This is a genomic window from Streptomyces sp. NPDC102451 (assembly GCF_044765485.1).
Classification (GTDB): domain Bacteria; phylum Actinomycetota; class Actinomycetes; order Streptomycetales; family Streptomycetaceae; genus Streptomyces.
This window is the reverse complement of the sequence record NZ_JBIWKD010000030.1, coordinates 1-20,255: the sequence shown is the minus strand read 5'-3', so window position 1 is coordinate 20,255 and position 20,255 is coordinate 1. Positions and strand designations below refer to the sequence as shown.

13 protein-coding genes and 3 pseudogenes are annotated in these 20,255 nt (G+C 64.1%); 14 read left to right on the top strand and 2 right to left on the bottom strand.

Features of this window, described 5'->3' with window-relative positions:
- Positions 1 to 133: 133 nt before the first annotated feature.
- The 3 genes from ACIRD8_RS36280 (at position 134) to ACIRD8_RS36270 (ending at position 3,349) form a co-directional block, all read left to right on the top strand.
- Positions 134 to 913: a DUF2637 domain-containing protein gene (locus ACIRD8_RS36280; protein ID WP_404001582.1), complete on the top strand. Its 780-nt coding sequence runs from the start codon at positions 134 to 136 to the stop codon at positions 911 to 913.
- Between the two features lie 223 nt (positions 914 to 1,136).
- Positions 1,137 to 1,661, top strand: a complete 525-nt coding sequence (gene mobC, locus ACIRD8_RS36275; protein WP_404001650.1) for a plasmid mobilization relaxosome protein MobC — start codon at positions 1,137 to 1,139, stop codon at positions 1,659 to 1,661.
- Positions 1,658 to 3,349 carry a relaxase/mobilization nuclease domain-containing protein gene (locus ACIRD8_RS36270; RefSeq protein ID WP_404001579.1) on the top strand — a complete coding sequence of 564 codons (1,692 nt, stop codon included), beginning with the start codon at positions 1,658 to 1,660 and terminating at the stop codon, positions 3,347 to 3,349. The genes mobC and ACIRD8_RS36270 overlap by 4 nt, the downstream gene beginning before the upstream one ends.
- A gap of 35 nt (positions 3,350 to 3,384) precedes the next feature.
- Here the strand turns inward: ACIRD8_RS36270 and ACIRD8_RS36265 are convergent.
- Positions 3,385 to 3,654, bottom strand: a pseudogene (locus ACIRD8_RS36265) (DUF1932 domain-containing protein); the annotation flags it as partial.
- A gap of 88 nt (positions 3,655 to 3,742) precedes the next feature.
- On the opposite strand from ACIRD8_RS36265, the gene ACIRD8_RS36260 reads away from it, so the two are divergent.
- The 8 genes and pseudogenes from ACIRD8_RS36260 to ACIRD8_RS36225 all read left to right on the top strand — a co-directional run bounded on the left by ACIRD8_RS36260 (position 3,743) and on the right by ACIRD8_RS36225 (position 15,689).
- On the top strand, positions 3,743 to 4,618 hold the full coding sequence (locus ACIRD8_RS36260) for a hypothetical protein (protein ID WP_404001576.1): 876 nt from the start codon (positions 3,743 to 3,745) through the stop codon (positions 4,616 to 4,618).
- Entirely contained in the window at positions 4,615 to 9,030 is a 4,416-nt protein-coding gene (locus tag ACIRD8_RS36255) for a caspase family protein (protein WP_404001573.1), read from the top strand. Before ACIRD8_RS36260 ends, ACIRD8_RS36255 begins: the two co-directional genes overlap by 4 nt.
- A 192-nt stretch (positions 9,031 to 9,222) precedes the next feature.
- Positions 9,223 to 10,452, top strand: coding sequence for a helix-turn-helix domain-containing protein (locus ACIRD8_RS36250; protein ID WP_404001570.1), 1,230 nt, complete (start codon positions 9,223 to 9,225; stop codon positions 10,450 to 10,452).
- A 178-nt stretch (positions 10,453 to 10,630) separates the two neighbouring features.
- Positions 10,631 to 10,954 carry a hypothetical protein gene (locus tag ACIRD8_RS36245; RefSeq protein WP_404001567.1) on the top strand — a complete coding sequence of 108 codons (324 nt, stop codon included), beginning with the start codon at positions 10,631 to 10,633 and terminating at the stop codon, positions 10,952 to 10,954.
- 391 nt (positions 10,955 to 11,345) lie between these two features.
- Complete coding sequence (locus ACIRD8_RS36240) at positions 11,346 to 12,578, top strand: hypothetical protein (protein ID WP_404001564.1); 1,233 nt, start codon at positions 11,346 to 11,348, stop codon at positions 12,576 to 12,578.
- A 107-nt stretch (positions 12,579 to 12,685) separates the two neighbouring features.
- Positions 12,686 to 14,008: pseudogene (locus ACIRD8_RS36235) on the top strand (UDP-glucose dehydrogenase family protein).
- A 26-nt stretch (positions 14,009 to 14,034) separates the two neighbouring features.
- Positions 14,035 to 14,364 carry a MazG-like family protein gene (locus ACIRD8_RS36230; protein ID WP_404001561.1) on the top strand — a complete coding sequence of 110 codons (330 nt, stop codon included), beginning with the start codon at positions 14,035 to 14,037 and terminating at the stop codon, positions 14,362 to 14,364.
- 512 nt (positions 14,365 to 14,876) lie between these two features.
- Positions 14,877 to 15,689, top strand: coding sequence for a macro domain-containing protein (locus ACIRD8_RS36225; RefSeq protein WP_404001559.1), 813 nt, complete (start codon positions 14,877 to 14,879; stop codon positions 15,687 to 15,689).
- On the opposite strand, the gene ACIRD8_RS36220 is transcribed toward ACIRD8_RS36225, so the two are convergent.
- Complete coding sequence (locus tag ACIRD8_RS36220) at positions 15,686 to 18,094, bottom strand: DUF4062 domain-containing protein (RefSeq protein ID WP_404001556.1); 2,409 nt, start codon at positions 18,092 to 18,094, stop codon at positions 15,686 to 15,688. The genes ACIRD8_RS36225 and ACIRD8_RS36220 overlap by 4 nt on opposite strands.
- Before the next feature lie 230 nt (positions 18,095 to 18,324).
- On the opposite strand from ACIRD8_RS36220, the pseudogene ACIRD8_RS36215 reads away from it, so the two are divergent.
- The 3 genes and pseudogenes from ACIRD8_RS36215 to ACIRD8_RS36205 form a co-directional block, all read left to right on the top strand.
- A pseudogene (locus ACIRD8_RS36215) lies at positions 18,325 to 18,524 on the top strand (DNA-binding protein); the annotation flags it as partial.
- 326 nt (positions 18,525 to 18,850) lie between these two features.
- The gene (locus ACIRD8_RS36210) at positions 18,851 to 19,198 is read left to right on the top strand and encodes a transcriptional regulator (protein ID WP_404001553.1); all 348 of its coding nucleotides are present in this window, start codon (positions 18,851 to 18,853) and stop codon (positions 19,196 to 19,198) included.
- The gene (locus ACIRD8_RS36205; RefSeq protein WP_404001550.1) at positions 19,195 to 19,866 is read left to right on the top strand and encodes a nucleotidyl transferase AbiEii/AbiGii toxin family protein; all 672 of its coding nucleotides are present in this window, start codon (positions 19,195 to 19,197) and stop codon (positions 19,864 to 19,866) included. The genes ACIRD8_RS36210 and ACIRD8_RS36205 overlap by 4 nt, the downstream gene beginning before the upstream one ends.
- The last annotated feature ends 389 nt before the right edge of the window (positions 19,867 to 20,255 follow it).

Genomic DNA, 20,255 nt, shown 5'->3' with positions numbered 1-20,255 from the left:
CTCGGTCCGGTGACGAGTCGACTCGTCACTACCGCCGCACTCGTACCGGCCCTGACCAGGCACGCGACGAGTCGTGACGGGTCCCCCGCCCTCAGGGCCACCTCAGCCGCACCCGCACTCTGGAGCATTTCCCTTGCCCTCCCCCGCCATCACCACGGCACCGTCTGCCCCGCTGCCACTGGCCACCGCGATCCGCACGGGCGTCTCGCTGCTGGCCGTGGCCGCCTTCGCACTGTCCTACGACGCGCTGCGTCAGATGGCCGCCGCCAGCCACATCCACCGGGCGCTCACCTATGCCTTCCCACTCGTCATCGACGGGTTCATCGCCATCGGGATCGGCGCCCTGCTCATCCTGCGGACCGCACCCCTGTCCGCCCGCCTCTACGTCTCCGCCCTGGTCGGCGTCGCCACCGCCACAAGCATCTGGGCCAACGTCCTGCACGCCGTCCGCCTCAACCTGCAGACCCGCCACACCAACCTCGCCCTCGACAACATCACCGTCGGCGTCATCTCCGCCATCGCCCCGCTCGCCCTGGCCGGAGCCGTCCACTTCTACCTCCTCGTGGCCCGACGCCCCACAGCCACCGACCGCCACAACAGCGACGACCGCCACGAACCCGGTGCGGAACACACCATCGGTGAGCTCGCGCCGCCACACAACACGGACACGGACACGGACACCGATGTGCCGCAGCAGCCCGGTAAGCCGGGAGGCAAGCAGTCGAGCGTTTCCCTGGAGCAGGCCGTGGCCATCGGACGCACGGCTCCCCTCGGACGAGGCGGCAGCATTTCCCGCCGCAACGTCGAGAAGGCGATCCGGGACAACGGATTCGGCATGTCACGTGCCCGCCTGGACAAGGTCAAGGACCTGCTGCAGGCCGAGCTCGATGCCGTCACCACAAGCACCGACTGAACCTCGCACCCCACGTCACCCCAGCCCGTTCCTCCCATGAATCAGCACGGGGGGAACGGGCCCTCTCCCTCAACCATCGCTTGCAGGAGCCCACATGCACAGGCCCGTCCGCGAGACCTCGTCGGCGCAGCAGCAGACCACCTCCACCCCGGCATCAGGCGGAGCAAGGTATGGCGTTGGACCGTCCACGGGCCGGTCCAACGCAGATGCCTCCGCCCCGGGGGTGGCGGAGGAGCTCGGGCGCCAGGGGGCGCCCGACAGGATCAAGCCCGTGGACACCACCACCCGCACTGTGCTGCCGCAGCGTGCCGCCGAAGCCGCCGCGCTGCACCGAGTCGCCCGCCGCCGTCAGCGCAAAGAGACCCAGCGCAAAGAACGCGTCGACGTCCGCTACAGCACCGACGAGAAGACAGCGATCCTCACCGTGGCCCGCTCGCTGAACATCGCCGCCGCCCACTACGTCGGCGCCGTCGTCATGGCCCACATCCACGGAGACCTCGCACTGCCCGGTCAGCGCACCCAGCTCGACGACTACATCGACGAACTCACCGCCCTCCGAGGCGAGGTCGCCAAGATCGGCCACAACATCAACCAGATCGCCAAGAAGCTCAACTCCGGCGACTGTCCACACGGTGGGGACACCGCACTCCTCGACCATGCGGAACGCGCCCTCGGAACGGTCGGCACCACCATCCGCCACATTGCCGCAGCCGCCACTCAGGCCGCCGCCACAAAGGGGCCGCGGTGATTGCGAAGATCAGCAGCGGCAAGAGCACAGCCGGCCTCATCCGCTACCTCTTCGGCCCCGGCCGGGCCAACGAACACACCGACCCGCACCTCGTCGCCTCCTGGGACTGCTTCGCACCCGACCCCGGCCGCTCCGACGACATCGCCGCCACGAAGAAGCTCCTCGTGGCCGACCTCGACCTACGCGTGCAGCAAGCCAAGCGACTCGGCCGGGCCCCGAAGCAGCACGTGTGGCACTGCTCCGTCCGCGCAGCACCCGGCGACCGCATCCTCGACGACGCAGAATGGGCGGAGATCGCCCGTCGTGTCGTCACAGCAACCGGCATCGCACCGACAGACGATCCCGACGGCTGCCGATGGGTCGCCGTCCGGCATGCCGACGACCACATCCACATCGCCGCCACCAAGATCCGAGGCGACCTGCGCACCGCACGCCACTGGAACGACTACCTCACCGCCGACCGCGAACTCGCAGCCGTCGAGGAGGAATACGGCCTCTTCCAAGTCGTACGTGGAGACCGCACCGCCGCCAAACGGCCCACCCGTGCGGAGCGGGAGAAGGCCCACCGCACCGGCCGTGACAAGCCTGCCCGCGTACGCCTGCGCACCCTTGTCCGCACAGCAGCGGCTGCTGCCACCACCACCGAGGAGTTTCTCGCTCTACTCACCCGCACCAGCGGCGTCCTCGTCGAGGTCCTGCACTTTCCCTCCGGAGAACCACGCGGCTACAAAGTCGCCCTGGAGCACAACACGAACGCAGAAGGAGAGCCGGTGTGGTTCTCCGGCTCCACGCTGTCACCGGACCTCTCCCTCCCCAAGATCCAGAGCCGTCTCGCCGCAGCAGTCATCCCGGTCGGCAATCCCAACGGGCTTCTACGGCCGCACCCGTGGCATCAAGCCACCGCAGCCACGGAGCGCATCCCCCATCACCTCGGTCGGCCGGACGCCGAAGCCGCCCAGGCCCACTTGGCCGCCCTCGGCGAAGCACTCGACGCTGTGGCCCTCACCGCACCACCGGACATCCGTACCGAACTCCGTGCAGCGGCCTCTGCCTTCGAACGGGCAACCCGTTCACGTATCCACGCCGAACACCACCACGCCCGTGCCCTGCGCGGGGCGGTGAAATCTATGCTTCGCGAGCCATCACCCAAGGACGGAGCTCTCCTGGCGATGTTCCTCGATGCCGCGCTCCTGGCCGTCATCGCCGCCGCCCGCTGGCACGACCAACGACAGCACAACCAGCAGGCCGCAGCCTCCCAGCAGACTCTGCTCCATCTCCAGGCCGCCTACGAGCGAACCTCATCCAGGCACCTGCTTGCCGCCGGCCAGCATCGACCGCCTCAGAAGGTCGCAGTCCGGTACGCCCAGCTCATCCGCCAGACTGCCCCCGCACACGCCGACGAAATCCTCGCCGACCCCGCCACCGATGCGCTGACCACCGCATTGGCCGCCGCGGAGACCGCAGGCCACGATCCCGGCCGGCTATTGCAGCAGGCGGCAGACGAACGCGCCCTCGACGACGCCCGCTCCCCAGCACGCACACTGGCCTGGCGCGTGCAACGGCTCTCGCAGAGGCCCGCTCCAAGCCGACAAGCTCAGGCACGTAGCACCGTCCTACGCCCCGCAGCTCTCCCGAAGCCTGCGACACCGGCCGCACCCACCGCTACCCCTCAGCCTCGGCGTAGGTGATCAGCCCTGGGCAGGCGCTCTCAGCGGGAGCAGGGTCAAGCGGTTCTTCCCGACCGGAGCTGAGAGAGGACCTGCGCGACCGGCAAGTCGTACTGGTCCTTGTCCTGTTCCCAGAACGAAAGGGCCCGAGCCGTGGCCTCGGCCATGTCGGCGGGCAGGTCGGCTGCCCGGAGGGTATCGGCGACCTCTTCCATCTCGGGCGCCCAGCGCCAGGCCCTGGCGGCCCCGCTCGGCAGGTACCCCGGATCGGAGAGGATCGCAGAGACCATGATCTCGGCTCCAGCTGTGAGCTGGTCGCCGACTCCTCAGGTTGGTGAGCCGATTGGTGAATCAGCTCCGCGACTCAGCCTCACTGCCGAGTATCATCTCGGACACTGAGCCTGGGGAGGAACAGTGTCCGCAATCGTGGTCGTGCACGGCATCGGGAATCAGCACTCGGGTCCCAACTCACTGCACGTACCGGTCTCCACTGCGCTTCTGGATGGGCTGAGCCGCGCCGGAGCCACGGAGGTGAAGCCGGAGAGCATCCGCGTCGCCTTCTACGGACACCTGTTCCGCCCGCTGGGAACTGCTTCAAAGGGCGAACTGGCCTACACGCATAGGGACGTGACCGAGCCATTCGAGATTGAATTGCTCATCCGCTGGTGGGCGGAGGCACATCGCCTCGAACCAGACCAGGTACCACCACCTGCGGTGACAGGAACCAGTAAGGCGTCAACGCCACAGAGTGTGCAGCGTGCCCTATACGCGCTCAGTCGCTCCCGCTTCTTCGCACGGACGGCTGACCGATTCCTCATCGGGATACTTAAGCAGCTTCGTCTCTACCTCACGAACCCGGATGTCCGCGAGCACGTCCAGGCGGAGATTTCCGCCACCGTCACGGCAGACACCCGTGTGATCGTCGGCCATTCACTTGGCTCCGTCGTCTCTTACGAAGCGCTCTGCGCACATCCAGAGTGGCCAGTCCACACTCTCGTCACCATTGGCTCGCCCCTAGGTATACCGAATCTAGTCTTCGATCGTCTGCTACCCCAACCACGCTCCGGGAGGGGTAGTTGGCCCGGCAACGTGAGAGCCTGGACGAATCTCTGCGACCGACGCGACGTCGTTGCGCTAACCAAGCGCCTAAATCCGCTGTTCAACGACGGCGAGCGTATCGTTCGAGACATCCTCATCGATAATGGCTGGCAGGCGCATGCGATCGAGCCCCACCTCACCGCTGCGGAGACAGGATCCGCGATCTCCGAGGGCCTGCGGATGACTCCATGACCCCAGCCGCACCAGACGCGGTCCGGCGGGCGCTCCTCGTCGCTGGCACCGCACGCTATGACCACCACTCAAGGCTTCCACGGGTTCGCGCGGATATCGACACGGTCAGCAACATCTTCAGTTCACTTGGCTACGAGGCCGGACATCGGTTATTAGACGAGACATGTGAAGGCTTCCGTACCGGACTGACCGACTGGGCCGACGCTAAGGATCGGGCAGAGGATGCGCTCGTCCTCTATTACAGCGGCCACGGGGATCGCGATCACGAACGCCACTACTTGCTGTGTCGAGACAGCCGCAGTGACCGCCTTGCCGGTACTGCCCTGGCTACCGAGGACGTCGTCCGGATCGTTAGCGAGAGCGGAATTCAGCGGCTCCTGCTGATCATCGACACTTGCTACGCGGGGCAAGGCGGCGTCGATGCCGCCCGCTCGGTGGCCAGAGACCTCGGTGCCCGGCTAAGCACCACCCGCGCAGCCGACGAACACCGCCTCGTTGCCTTCTCGGTAATCGCAGCCGCCCGATCCCACGAACTGGCCGAAGACGGGGCCTTTGCAGACGCCCTCGAAACAGCGATCAGCGACCCAGGTCTGGGCGGGCACCGGCAGCCCAAACTCTATCTAGAGCAGATCGTGGACCGAGTCAACGAAATCCTCGCCGAACACAGCCCCTATCAGCATGCCACATGGGGCACTCTGCCGAGCGGTGAAGGATTCTCCTTCATCCCCAACCCCCGCTACACGCCGAACGTGCCAGATGAGGGCATGGACCTCGCCGAACAGCGCACATGGGTCAGCCCGGAAGGACGCCGACGTCGCGAAGAACTCCTCACCCATTTCGGGCCACGCGGCCATGGCATGGACGCCAGCACTGGGACCACAGGCTCCTACTTCACTGGACGCTCGGCCGCCCTGACTGAGCTGATCGACTGGCTGGACGGAAGGTCTCAGCTACTCGGCCGCTGTGCAGTCGTGACCGGCCGGGGCGGAGTCGGCAAGTCTTCGCTTCTCGGCCGCCTGGTACTCCTCGCTGATCCACTGCTTCGGATGGCACTGCCCGATGTCGATCACGACACGAAGCAACCCCGACAGCGGGTACACGTCGCTGTACACGCCCGGCACAAACTTCTCGAAGATGTGACCGCAGGCATCGCTGACGCTGTTGGCCTGGCCGAGACCGACCCGGAACGGCTCATTGCCGCGCTTACCGTCCGAGCCGAACCGTTGGTGCTCGTCGTCGACGCCCTCGATGAGGCAGGGACGGCAGCCGGCGATGTTGAGCCTCATCGCATTGCTGCAGCCCTGCTCGTCCCGCTATCGCAACTGCCCTGTATACGCGTGCTGGTCGGTGCCCGGCCACACGTTCGGAATGCTCTCGGCAATGAGTTCGTTAGCTTGGACCTCGACGAACCACGCTGGACCGGAGAGCAAGACATCGAGGATTTTTCCTGCCGGCTTCTCCTCGCTCCCGACGGCCCCGGCAGTATCAGCGCCTATACCGAAGCCACAGCGAAGCCGGTGGCTCGCGCCATCTCGGCACTCGCCGACCGGAACTATCTGGTCGCTCGCCTGATCGCCCGACCGCTCGCCAGTCGCAAACAGCCAATCGACGCAAGCGTGCCCGGCTGGAAGGAAGAGCTTCCGGGATTCAGGGCGGTCCCGGACGGTTCGGCGGGCCCAGCATTCCGCTGGGCCCTGCACGAACAGTTGCGAGACCGTGAGGACAGGGGCCGCGCTCTCTTGACCGCCCTTGCCCACGCCGAGGGATCCGGGCTCCCCGCAGGAGATATTTGGCGTGCAACCGCTGCCGCCCTCACGGGTGACGATGTCACCGGCGAAGACATCTGCTGGATCTTGGAATCGGCGAGTGCACACATCGTCGAAGACGAAGGACTCAGCGCGGACGGCCAACCACGCTCTGTGTACCGCCTCTATCACGAGTCGTACGCTCAGGAACTCCGGGCCGCTGCAGGGCCGGGAGCAGCCGAGCACATCACCGCAGCGCTCTTGGCGACTGTGCCGGTTGATCCTGCGACCCAGACATACACATGGTCGGATGCAGACCCGTACGTTCGTGCACACCTAGCCAGCCACGCCGCCGGTGGTGCCCTACTCGACGACCTCGTCCTCGATCCGTCCTACTTGTTGGTCGCCGAGACAGCAGCCCTACATCGTGCACTAGGGCATGTCCGGGGGGCCGAGGCGCAGGCAGCACGCGCCGCGTACGAGCGCTGTGCGCCCATGTTGTTGGCAAGGAATGCCGCTATTTCACCAGCAGCCCAGCTGCGTCTCTCTGCAATACAGTCCGGCGCACATACCCTTGCCGAAGCGGTACGGCTGCGGTTCCCCACCCTCCCCTGGGACACGCTGTGGGCCGAGACGCCGATGCGTCCCTACCCTTTCCGGGCCATCGGCGTATTCCCCGCCCCCTTGAGGGGAACCAAGGTTCTTTATGTCTCTAAAACGAAGGTGCTGGCCACCGCCCAGGCTTTGGGCGGGCTCGAACTTTGGGACTTCGACACGGGAGTGCGTCTTGGGCAGTTGCCTTCCGCGTCCTCACAGAACATCCTGGCGCTCGCGGCTTGCGAAGGAGAGCTCTCGCCCTGGCTACTCGTCCAGTCCAAACAGGACAACGGATGGGACAGCACGGTCGAAGTTTTCGATGCCACGACACGCCATCGGCTGGGGATGCCCGTGGGCACCAAAGCGGTGCGCTGTGCACTCGCCAGAGTGGGCGACACCTGTGTGATCGGACTCATGGCAACCGACGGCACGGTGCAACTGATCGACGCAGGCACGGGTTCAGTCCTGGCACGACTAACGTCTCAGATGCGCACCTCCGGTGAAAAGCACCGCGAGAGAGACTCAGCCGCGGTCTTGTTCTCTGGACTACGGCATCCACAGCAGCTGGTCATGGGGATAGCCGACGGCCGCTTGGTCGTAGCGGCAACGGTAGGGGTGGGACGGACAGCACCCCGGCTTGCGGGCCGCGCGGAACTCGCGATCTGGTCCGTGGACCCAGGTCAGGGCTGGCGCGTCTGCGACGCCCGTCATTACCGGTTGAAAGGCAGAAACGTGGCAGCGCTCGCCGTGCACCGGGGCCACATCCTCGTGTCGTCGGAGGGGCGCCCTCGGCTCACGGGGCGGGCGCAGGCAGTAATCCGGCGAAGAAGAGTGACGGAATGGTTTTATCGTCGCGGCATTGGTCCATCAGCGCTAGCGATGATGGAAACTGGCTCATATCGTCTGTGGGCCAGCTCTTCATTTGTCAGGGTTACGAATGTCGCTGGTAAACAGACCAACTGGCTCCACACCGAGTTATCCAAGTCGGCACAGCTCATAGTGGTTCCCTCCGACTCGGCACGCGCAGACATTCTTACGTGGCGGGCGAGCGGCGGTTCCGTCCAGGTCAGAAATATACCTCTGGAAGTGGAGATAGCGCCGAGAGAGCGTCGATCTGACGCTCTCTACGCCCATTACACCGGCTTGGTCATGGGAGATGTATCCGGCAAGACCGCCCTTATGCAGTGCCAATTCACCAAGCCACCCCGGCTTATCGATCCAGCCTCTGGGCAAGTGCTCTCAACCTTCGACTGTGGGCTACTGGAAGAAATGCGCCTGTCGGATATGTCCTATTGCGGTAAGCCGGGAGCGCCAATCATCGCTTACCGATGGCTACGGCGATGGCGGGCTCCGCACTCAGTGCGCGTATTCGAGGGCTCCTCATCCCACCGCGTACGCCTGAGTGGGGGCTTCATTAGACCCATCACAGAGATGCAGGTGACATTACGCGATGGACGACCACTACTCGCTGGCCTCTCCCCTGCCGGGCTCACCGTCTGGGGTATCAATGGTGCCCACGAGGGGCACATAACCGCCTCCAGCTGTCGAAGTCTCCGGACACTGGCCGTGGCCGGAAAGGCACTGCTCTCGGTGGTGGACTTGGAAGAGCAAGCCATCAGAGTCTTCGATTTGCCCGACTTCGTCGAGATCGCGAAAGTCCATATCGGTTCCACTCAGCAGGATTACATTAATCTCGCAGCAAACCCGAGCGATTTATCGTACGCACACGATCTGGCAGTGTGGAACGGATCACCGGTCATGGGAATGGCAGACCAGGCCGGCTTGGTTAGCGTCGCCTCCATCTTGGATGCATCCGTTGAGTGGGAGTGGAAGCTGCCACGCGCTCAACCGGTCACACACCTCGCACTCACCACAGTCGAAGAGCGTGGCGCAGTAGTCGTGTGTACGAGCGACGGCACCGTCTTGCTCGTGGAGGCAGAATCGAAACGTCTACTGTGCCAAGTGCACCTTGGCGTAGCGATCCGAAGCATCACACTCATCTGCGAGGGGACGGTAGTTCTCATCACCGAGGGCGGACTCTTCTGCCTTCGGCTTGCACCCGCGTCGTGAAAGCCGGTCATCATCAGGCATGCACGCTACGCCGCGGGGTTCTACAAGTCCGCCTGGCCGGGCAGCTGCATGCGCCGTCAGACCCAGCTCGTCTCACGCGCAAGCCGCGTCATGGGTACCGTGCTGGAGACGAACTCTGTACGGACAGACCGGCGATCGCGCCGGATCGTCCGGCGGCCGGGAGGTGTCCTGATGCTGGAGGAAGCCGAGGAGATCGGCAAGCGCGTTCGCAGGGCGAGGCTGCGGTTGGGCATGCCGCAGGCCGACCTGGCGACGGCCCTGGGAAAGTCGCAGGGCTGGGTATCGAAGATGGAACGTGGCCTGATCGAGCTGGACCGGGTCGGGCTGCTCAACCAGGTGGCCGCGGAGCTGCACGTCCATCCGAACGACCTGATCGGGCGGCCGTACAGCAGTTCCCCAGACGACAACCAGTGGCAAGTTGCCGCCTCGTCGATTCTGCGCGAGCTGCGCCGCTACGACCTCGTCCCCGTCTTCGACGGGGCTCCGCGGCCCGCATCACAGCTGTGGCGTGAGGTAACCCGGTTGCACCGCTTGCGGGACACCGCTTCCAACGTGGCGATCCTCCGCGTTCTCCCGGACCTGTTCCGCGAGGCGCGCACCCTGGCTGAGGAGTCGGAGGGGCACGAGCGGGAGGAGGCGTATGCCATCTACGCCGTGTGCTGCAAGTTCGCACACACCGCCGCCCACTCCCTCGGGCACCCCGAACTGGTCGCCATGGCCTGCGAGCGGGCCGCCTGGTCAGCCAGGTTGTCGGGAGATCCGGTGCTGCCCGCGGTCGCCGACTGGATGAGGGTCTGGGACATGTGGGCGACGGCTGACTGGGCCGACGCTCTGACGCTATCGGACAAGGCGATCACCTCGGTGGAGCAGGAGTACGACCGTGGTGAGCCGCTGGCCGTGCGGGCCTGGGGCACGCTGCAGCTACGGGCTGCGGTCTCTGCCGCCCGAGCCGGCCGCGCCTCGGAGGCCGAGGACCGGATCGGACACGCGAAGGCTGCTGCCGAGCGCATGGACGCTTATGTCGGTGCACCGGTGTACGACCGGCATTCGCTGACGTTCTCCGCCGGGAACGTGCAGATCCACGCGATCAGCGTGGCCCTGGAGATGGGCAAGCAGGGCAAGGCGCTGGAGATAAACCGCCGTACCAGCCCGGGACTGGTGGGTTCGCTACCCAACTCCCGTCAAGGACACCACCACATGGACGTCGCGCGCGCCTGGCTGTGGGACGGGAACCGGGGCAAGGCCCTGGCCGAGTTGGAGACAGCCGAGCGGATCGCGCCCCAGCTCGTACGGAACCACCCCATCGCCCGTTCGACGCTTCGCAGCATCGTCTACGCGGAACGAGCAGCCACGCGGGAAAAGCTGCGGCGCATGTCCGACCGCTTTCACCTGGACGGATAGGGGTCGTATTCCTCCGGCTCATATTCGAGGGTTGCCCTGTCCCTAACTTCAGGGCATGACGCGACGACGTTCTCCCCACCTTCCCTCGCAGGGATCCGGGTTAGGTACCGCAGCTCCCTTCGTTCCCCAGCTTGGCGACCTCGCCACCGACAGCGCCCGCGAGGACCGTGTGGGGGTCGTGGTCGCCCTCCCCGGTGAGGGCTCCGCCACGACCTACCACCTGCGCCCGCCCGGGGGCGGGACCCAGTGGTCCGCGCCCGCCGACGGGACGACGCTCAGGCCCGTGCCGGTGAATGCCACCCACGCCACGCTGCTGGCAGGCCGGGACGCGGTCTACGACCCGAGGGCCCGGCAAGGGTCGGTTCCCGTCGAGTTCCACTTCGATGACGGCTCGACCCTCAATGGCGCCCTCATCCTCACCACGGCGGAGCTGGAGCGGTTGTACGCGCAGACCAGCCGCCTCTTGGATGCACACGAACGCGCCCTCGGCGGCACCTCGTGACCGGGGCGCGGCGCCGCCAAGCTCGAATCGCCGCATCCAGAACTGCGCGGGTCGACCACGGAGGTCGAATCGCGCTCACGTTCCTGGCCTTCGCCGGCCTGGTCGGCCCGGCCTGGGCACTGCGTGAGCACGCTGGCCCCCTCCTTGAAGGAGCAGGGCAGCGGCCCACCGTCGTCGCACCGGACGCCGGTCTGCCCTCCGACCGCTGAGTCCGCTCCCGGCACCGCCGCCGTCTGCCCGCGCTCGACCGTCGGAGCCTCCCACGCTGCTCTCTCGTCGAGCGGCGCTGAAGAACCGCCCCGCTCAGCGCGGCTTCGGCTGCCCGGAGCGGGAAGACCGGCACCTCGTCAGCCATCTGGAACATCCACGCGTGATTCCCCAGGGAGGGATCATGGACATCCCGTACATCGTCATCGACCAGCTCGTCCCCGACCAGCAGCAGGTCTGGAAGACGTACTTCGGCGACGCCGACCGCCCCCGCTACATCGAGGAAGGCATCTGGCGCCGCACCCAGGAGAAGGCCACCGCCGGCCAGTCCGGCTGGGCGGACTCCGACGACGCACGGCGGCGGATCATCCACTACCGCTACCGGTACGGACTGGTGCCCACCACGGCTGCACCTGCCATCGGCTTGACCGACCTGTACCTCTATCACTCCGCGTCCGCCCCGGCCGACGAGGTCGCCGCGCACCACGACGCCCTGTGGGATTCGCTCGCCGCAGGCGGCTGGAAGGAGGCTCCCGGTGGATTCTTATGGACCCGACGGGATCTGAAGTGCCGGATCACCGAGCACGACGTCCACCCTCAGGACGCCGCTGCGGGCCGCACTCTCCCAGCCGGCTACCGGAGCCTGGACGTGCAGATCGCCTCTGTGTCCTACGCGCCGCCGCCCGCTGTCCGGCAACTGCCGTGGAACGTGCTCTCCACCGGAATCAGGTTCAAAGACCGACCCGGCACGCCGACCCGCGTGCCTGACCTGTCCGTCCTCGCGGACTTGCGGCCGTTTCAGGTGGAGATCGGATGCGGTACGTCGGTCGAGGCGGGCATCCCGCCCCTGCACCGGCTCCACGAGATCTACCGGGTCACCGACCGCCTGGGCCACGAGCCGCGGGAGCACCGCTTCACCCTCTCCCCGACAGCGGACACCCTCCTCCATGAGGTGCTGACGGCGCCGGAGGAGAAGACTGCGGAATTCGTGGAGGTGTTCCGTGCCTGCTTCCTGGCCGAGCCGACCCCGGCCATGTGGGCACTGAAGGAACTGAAGGACGCCGGACACCTCGTCGGACCGGTCATCACCAACAACTTCGACGTGCTCGCCGCCCGGGCCGGGCTCGACGAGTGCTTCATGCGCCGCTACGACCAAGCCGTACCCGACGTTGAGTGGATCGACGGCGCCAAGGCACTCCTCGTCATCGGCCTGCACGCCGACCGACGCAAGGTCCAGGCTCGTGCCCGTGCTCGCGGCATGCAGATCGTCTACCTGGACCCGGAGGGCTTCTGGCATGAAGGCCAGTTCATGCCGTACCCGCTGGAGGGGCCCCAGGACGGTGACCTGGTGTGCCGGGCAACCGCCGCTGAGGCGCTGCCCGCACTCGTCAATCTCCTGAAGCAGCCAGCTGGTTGATTCACCTGCACAAAGAGGGCCGCGCCGGGTGGTGACGCTAGCGTGACGCACCCGGTCGGCCCGGACTCACCGGGCGGGCGAAAGGCAAGCAAAGGAGCGTCGACCCCATGCGCGTATCCGTCATCGGCTGCGGTCACCTGGGCATCCCCCACGCCGCTGCCATGGCCGAGATCGGCCATGGCAGCGGCGTTGACCTGGACCAGGCAAAGATCGACCGCCTCAACGCCGGCGAGTGCCCCATCTACGAGGACGGCTTGCCCGAACTCCTCACCACCCACGCCGCCACTGGACGCCTGCGCTTCACCACCAGTCTCGAAGAGGCGGCCGAGTTCGCGGAGGACGTCCACTTCCTCGCCGTGGGCACGCCGATCGACGCGGACGGACGGAGCTACGACACCGGCCAAGTCTTCGGCGCCGCCCGCGCCCTCGCCCCGCACCTCACCCGCCCGGCAGTGGTCATCGGCAAGTCCACGGTCACCGTCGGCACCTCACGCGACCTCGGCGCACTCCTCGCGCGCCTCTCCCCGGCCGGAGAGGACGTAGAGGTCGTCTGGAACCCCTAGTTCCTGCGTGAGGGCCACGCCATCGACGACACCCTGCGACCCGACCGGATCGTCGTCGGCGTCCCCTCGGCCCGCGCGGAGGACGCCGCACGCCAGGTTTACGCACCTCTCCTGGCGAACGGGATCCCGCTGTTCGTCACCGACCCCGCCACCGCCGAACTCATCAAGGGCGCCGCCAACGCCTACCTCGGCATGAAGATCTCCTTCATCAACGGCGTCGCGGACATGTGTACCGCTGCCGGAGCCGACGTCCAGCAGCTCACCGAGGCCATCGGCCTCGACCCCCGTATCGGCCGCGGCGGTCTCAACGCCGGCCCCGGTTATGGCGGCGGTTGCCTCCCGAAGGACGTCCGCGCCTTCACCGCATCCGCCCGCACCCTGGGCGCCACCGAGGCAGCGACCATGCTGCGAGCCGCCGAGGAGGTCAACGAATCCCGCCCCACCGCCGCACTGAGGCTCATCGAGCAGACGCTCGGCCGCCCCGTCGACGGCGTACGCATCACCGTCTGGGGCGCCTCCTTCAAGGCAGGCACCGACGATGTCCGCGAATCCCCGGCCCTGGCGATCGCCGCCCTCATGCACCAGCGCGGCGCGACCGTCACCGTCCACGACCCGCACGCCGTGCCCACGGCACTGCGCCGGCACCCGGAGCTCGACTACGCCGAAGCCCTCGACAACTCCGTCCAGGGCGCCCAACTAATCGTCCTGGCTACCGAGTGGCCCCACTTCCGAGAGGCCGACCCCAAGGCCCTCGCCCCACTGGCCGCGGCCCCGGTCCTCGTCGACCTCCGCAACCTCATCGACGCCGACGCCTGGCGCATGGCCGGATGGACCGTACGCCAGCTCGGACGCCCCGCACAGGAATAACCGAACCCATCGACCGGAGGTCCGACGTGGACACCCTGTGGGACAACATCGAGAAGCTCTCCGCCGTCTGCCGAGCGGCCGGCGCCCACCTGCCCGACGAGGAGCTCAAAGCCCTCCAGGTCGGCAAGGTCGCGGAGGAAGCCGGCGAGGCGATGCACGCCCTCCACGGCCTGAAGGGCCTCACCACCTGCGGCGACGACCACACCTGGTCCGAGGTCCAGAACGACCTGGTCGGCGCCGTCATCGCGGCCCTCCTGGCCATGCACTACATCGACCCCACGGGCGCCCGCGCCACCTTCGACGAGATCCTCTACCGCCGAACGCGAAGGGGCCGCGAGGCCGCCCCATCTGCCTGACAATCTCCGGACCCGCTGTCGGCCGCTCCCACGCCAAGGGCGGCCGACGGCCATGTACGGGGGCACGACCCACGGAGTGCCCGACTTCAGCGCGGTAGATCTTTCGCTAGTTCATCAAGACCCGCGCACAGCGCGGGCGCGCCGCCTCAGCGGCGCGCTCGGCGGCTGCGGGCATGAAGCGGGGAGACACCCCTCTGTGGCTGGGGCGGTCGGCTCCACGGCTTTAGCCACCTCCCCGGTTCGGGTCCCGCGTCGAGCAAGACCAGGCGGCCACTCGTTCAAATTCCGGGCAGAATCACAGCCTGCCCGAGCTGCCGGCCAGCGTACGACCCGTGTTCATGCGCTACCCCAAACCGGGCAGGCCACCGACCAAACCCGCTCCGCCGACCTTGCGAGCACTTGTGGGCGTCCCGTGGAGAGAAATAGGATCTCGTAGATCTGATCTCGAATAAGGAGGAGTATTGCACTCCGGTCTGCGCGACACTTTTGGCAGTCGGCAAGGGGTTACAGATGTGGCCACCGTTGCACTAACCTATTTCGGACTCCTGGCAACCCTCTTGCAAGTAGTCATTGCTTTGTGGCCACGCACAGCAAGTCACAACACCACAATTATGGCAACGTTGATCATCGTCAGCACCTTGGGGGGAGTTCTGCATTCATTCCCCAAAGCCAGTGTCACTCAGGATTTTAACCCACCAGCTTTCTCGATCAAAATAGTCCAGGGCGACATACTTGACCAACAGGGCAATATCGTGATCGGATTCACTGACACATACGACACAGACTTGACCGATGGCGCAGTAATCAACCCAAAAAGCATTCAGGGTCAGTTCCAAAACAAATATTACGCCAACAATTCTGACGCCCTAGATGACGATCTCACTCATGCACTGTCAACCATTAGCCCAGTCTCCCACGAGAACTCATCAGCGAAACCACGCGGCAAGCTTGCTCGTTATGAAATAGGAACGGTAGCGGCACTCAGGAGCGAAAACAGAATATTCTATGCGGCTGCTTACGGGCGCATAGAGAATAATCTGAAAGTCAGCTGCTCGATTGACGCTCTTTGGAAAAGCCTTACGGCAGTCTGGGAATCCGCCAGAATTCACGGAAGTTTGGAGCCGGTGTTCATCCCGATAATCGGTTCGGAACTTGCACGTGTCGGATCATTGGGGCGGGAAGCCATCATCAAGATGATAGCCCTGTCTTTTGTTTCCAGCTCTCGTGAGGCAATAGTCTCCCGGGAACTTAATATCGTAATACTCCCGAAAGACCGGGAGCATGTAAACATAATCGAGCTGCGCCGTTTCCTGAAGACGCTTTAACTTCCCGCTACTTCCACATACTCAGCTAGCGGAAGGGGGGCGTAGAGCATACGATCGATCGCTGCGACAACGTCGTAGTAATATCCGTTTGAGCGACCACGATATATATCAATGAATTCTTCAAGTCGCTCATCGTTGAATCGTCGTCTCAATTCCAGAACGGCACGAAATCGGACTTTAGCATGGTCGGAGTACATGCATTCTAGAAGCTCTCTATATTCGATACTGTGACACTCAACCAGTACAGCAGCCGATAGCGTAGCCTTCCATGAGTCCTCACTTTTAAGGCAATGCCGAGCTATCCTGATGCCGCCCAATTTGATCGCTCCGGAAATCAGCTCCTGGTCCCGGACTATTTCTGCAACTGCTACTATTTCCAGAGCATCATCCTCACTACCCCAATTGACCAAGATGCGAGCCGCTATCTCTTGAGTAACTAGGTGTCTTTTCTCTAGTTCAGCCCTGACTCGCTGCACATCAGCATCATGTTCCTTATGGCTTTCGCCGAGTTGTTCCAACACGCGAAGGGCTGCACATCGGACCTTCGCGCGAACAAAGGCTAGAATAGAACCTTTATACCCAAATTCTTCGAGCCTTTCGACATCTATATGCGAGGCGCAGTCAGTATCCAAGATGCTGCGAGCTTCTACAGCCAGTGCATCTGCGCTTTCCACCAGCGCAAGGGCTGGCCAAGCATCAATCGCCCGATGCGGATCAGTGGCCAACTTGCGTAGCTCCTCCGAACTATGTGCGAGGGCCAGCAATTGAGGCTTATACTCGCCTGCGAAATTCGAATTCCCCAATGCTGCAATTGCCTCCAACACGGCCAGCTTGGCTTCTGCGGTCGCTGATCTGCTCACAGCTTCGAATACTGCATTCGTCAGTGCATCATTATCCCGTTTCAGCGCTCGCGAAATTTCTTCACTACTGAGAGCACGGGCCGCAGAAATTGTTTCGACCGCCGCTAGATTGATTTGGATAGGAATATTTCGAGCGCCAATCAATTGAAGTAGCTGCTCATCCGTGGCCAGCCCGATTTTCTGAAGTAGAAATTTTTCCTCCCAAGAGCCCGAGCTCACATGGCTAGTGGCAAGCAGTGTAAGGCCATCGAAGTCGTCGGAGAGGTAGTTGGCGATAGCTTGCAGCCTCAACCGCGTGGAACTAGATTCAACGCGCAGAGACAACTCTCTAATAAAGGAAACATCCTGAATGCCGGCCACTTCCGCCATGTAATCGAGCGCTAGGCCGATGGAATCCTTGCTGTTAAGATGCAACTCCCAGCGCCCGATGGGAGTTGCATCCATTTCCGGATAGCTTGCTGGGGTAAGTGACGCCTCGGAAACGCCCACTTCCTTTTCGCTCGCCCACAATTGAATTGGCCGGGCTGCAATAAACGAAAGAATCCGGAAGGCGCCACAACGTACAACGAAATCATCGTGTTCGTCAAAGGCAAGTGATACCAGTACGTCCAACAGGTCGCGAATGCCGTCATTACTGCGGGAATCGAGAAAATACCATACTGGTGTAGCGACGTTTGGAGCTTCGCGGGCCGCCCTTCCATAGCTGTCGGCTAGGGTCCAAATCATCGTCCTGTACTCCATAGCGGATAGATGGAGCTCTGCCCGACGGCCATACAAGCGATTCAAGGCGTGCATGGGAATTGAGACCATCTCTGGCTGAAAAGCTAGCGCGACCATCAACAGGCGATCGCGGTCAAGAGCCGATGAAGCCTTCCCCTCGACAGCAAGATCAGAAAACGCCGAGAATGTGCTGAGAATTTCCTTCCTCGCAGGGTCGGATTTCTTCTCCATGTGTGTAACCCCTGCGGGTGGCAGCGGCAGGGTTGCCGCATTTCCTTCGCCCCCACCATTTGACTCAACGGATTTGAGTTTGGAGACAATAAGCGAGTTAAGGTAGGTGTAAATTTTGAGCTTGAAATCTTCAAGGGATGCGAACTCGCGGTAAAGTGCGCTGTGCTCCTCCTGGAATCGACGCTGGAATTTCAGGACTTTCTTCAGATGCTCTCCGGGATCGACAAGAAAATCTTGTTCGACGCGCTTGAAATAGATTGGCATTTCTGGAGATCCAGTTGCCTTTCGTCGCCCCAGGGCCCTCTCATACTCTTCCTCGAATCCTGAATCATATTGACCTGTCGGGCTCCCCCATTTCCTGTGCAGCACTCCGATGAAAATGTCGCATTCATCCACAAGTTCATTAATTACCTCCTGGGGGCGCTCGTGTTCGGGCTGGACGTGCTCCCATCCCGTGACTCGAACCCGCACTGCGGAAACTGCCGAGTGCAAATTGTTGAGAGAGTCGGCCGCCATTCGCACTGCTTCGCGTTCACCCTGGACATCCCCTGGAGATGCAATGAAGACAACTACTTCTCGAATATTCGCAGCCATTCCACCGCTCCCAGGATGTACCTTTTTTATCTCAACAAGTGGTGATTGATGGTAGCGTAGATCAAACTGTAAATCAGCTACACGTCCGAGGGAGCTCGGGCGAACTCGCCTAACATCTAGCGCCCCCTCGAATGACGACATAACGCCCTCGACGCATGTAGGCGGCTCTTCGAGGTCGTTGGTAGCCCTGCTCGTAGTTGGCATCAATGAGGCTTTGGCCAACAGGGCCCCTGTCCCGCGCCAAGGTGGAGCCGGTCACCGAACAGGCGGCGAAAGCGGCATCGAAGCTCCTCAAAAGACGCCGAACTGCGGGCGCAAGTGCGCCATCGATGCCAAGGGCGCCTTCCGCCAGCCAAAGCCGGTAGCCCTCCTGACCGCGGACGACGACATGTCCAGGCTCTGCGGCAACCAGGTTCGCATCACCCTCTGACACACCGGTCCACCCGGAGCACGCCCCTCGCAGGACACGTCACACCGCCACAGCCCTCGTGCCCCATCCGTGCCCAGCAGAGCGGACAACAGCGGTCAGATACGGCTCCCGGAGACCGGGAGCCGTTCACCTGCCCAATCCGAAATCGCAGGTCACGGCCCCTGTAACAACCTAGGAACCGCTGATTCCCAAGCTCAGAGCGCGAGTTCGATTCTCGTCACCCGCTCCATGAGAAAGCCCCAGGCCAGCGGCCGGGGGCTTCTTTGTATCCAGCACCCTGTCACCGTCCGGTCGGCGCCCGTGGCCTCTCCCTGGATAATCGACGTATGGCATCACAGCCCAGTCTTTCCGATCTCCGCCGTGCCAAGTTCGCCAGGCGCGCGCCCGCAGCGCTCTCCGAGCTCGCCGGCCCCGAGCACGGCACAGTGGGCCTGCCCCTCCACCTGGCGTGGTCGGGACTGACCACGTTCGACCTCGACCAGCCCCGGCTGCGGATGAGCTACTACCGCATCGTGTTGGCCGAGGGCCAGCACGACGACCTGGTCCAGTACCTCAATCGCGGCCTTCTCATCAGCCTGTGGCCCACACTGCGCACGCTGATCAGCCGAGACGTCCGTGAAGTCTGGGAACGCTCCTTCGACGAACTGGCTGCCAGCACCCAGGCCGCTGCGTGAACCTCACCGGTCTGCACCGTCGCCTGCTTGCAGACGTGCTCGCCGTAGGTGGCGAATATCCTCTGGCGCTTACCGGTGGCTACGCAGTCCAGGCGCACGGCCTGGTCGACCGGCTCAGCCAGGACCTCGATGTCGCGACCGAAAACCCCGAGCGCATGGACAACATTGCGACTGCCGTACGCATCGGCTTGGAGCAGCGCGGGTGGCAGGTCAGCGCTCTGGAAACAGACCCTCTGTCCGCGCGCCTGATCGTCACCGACCCTGTCAGCCGTGAAGAGTGCGAGGTCGACATCCTCAAGGAAGCACTCTGGCGGCCACCCGTAAGCACCGAGCACGGCTTGGTGTTGTCCCTCGAAGATGTCGTGGGCACGAAGGTCCGCGCCTTGGCCGACCGCGGACTCGCCAGGGACCTTATCGACGTGCAGTCCGCCACGGGCCGTTGGAACCCCGTCGAACTCGAGGAACTCGGCCGGCGCCATGCCCGGGAATCCTTCGATCTCAGCGAGCTCCAAGCTCGGCTGGGCGGAGCCGACTGGATCGATGACACGGAATTCGCCGCCTACGGACTCGACGAGGAGGCGATCGCCGGGCTGCGCCAGTGGGCGCAGACCTGGGCCGACGACATCGGGGAACGACTTCACGAGCTCGCGTCCCCGCACGAGGACTGATGGCCTGACGGATGCCGACTACGCGACAGGTTGCGGTTCGCGAGAGGGACTGATCGCCCCTCGGCCGTCGTGCCCCATCCGTGCCCATCGGAGCGGACAACAGCGGTCAAGCACGGCGCCCATAGACCACACCGAGCTCACCTGGACCGGGTAAACATGCAGGTCAGGGCGACTTCGCCAATCCAAGCGCCGGTGATTCCCAAGCTCAGAGCGCGAGTTCGATTCTCGTCACCCGCTCCACATGAAAGCCCCAGGCCAGCGGCCCGGGGCTTCTTTGTTGTCTAGACCGGTCTAAGAAGCCGTATCTCAACCGATGATGGAACGTGTGAGTCGAACGGGTTTCCCGCTGGGGTGATCTTCCGGCGGTAGGTGCATGAAGGCAGGGCCCC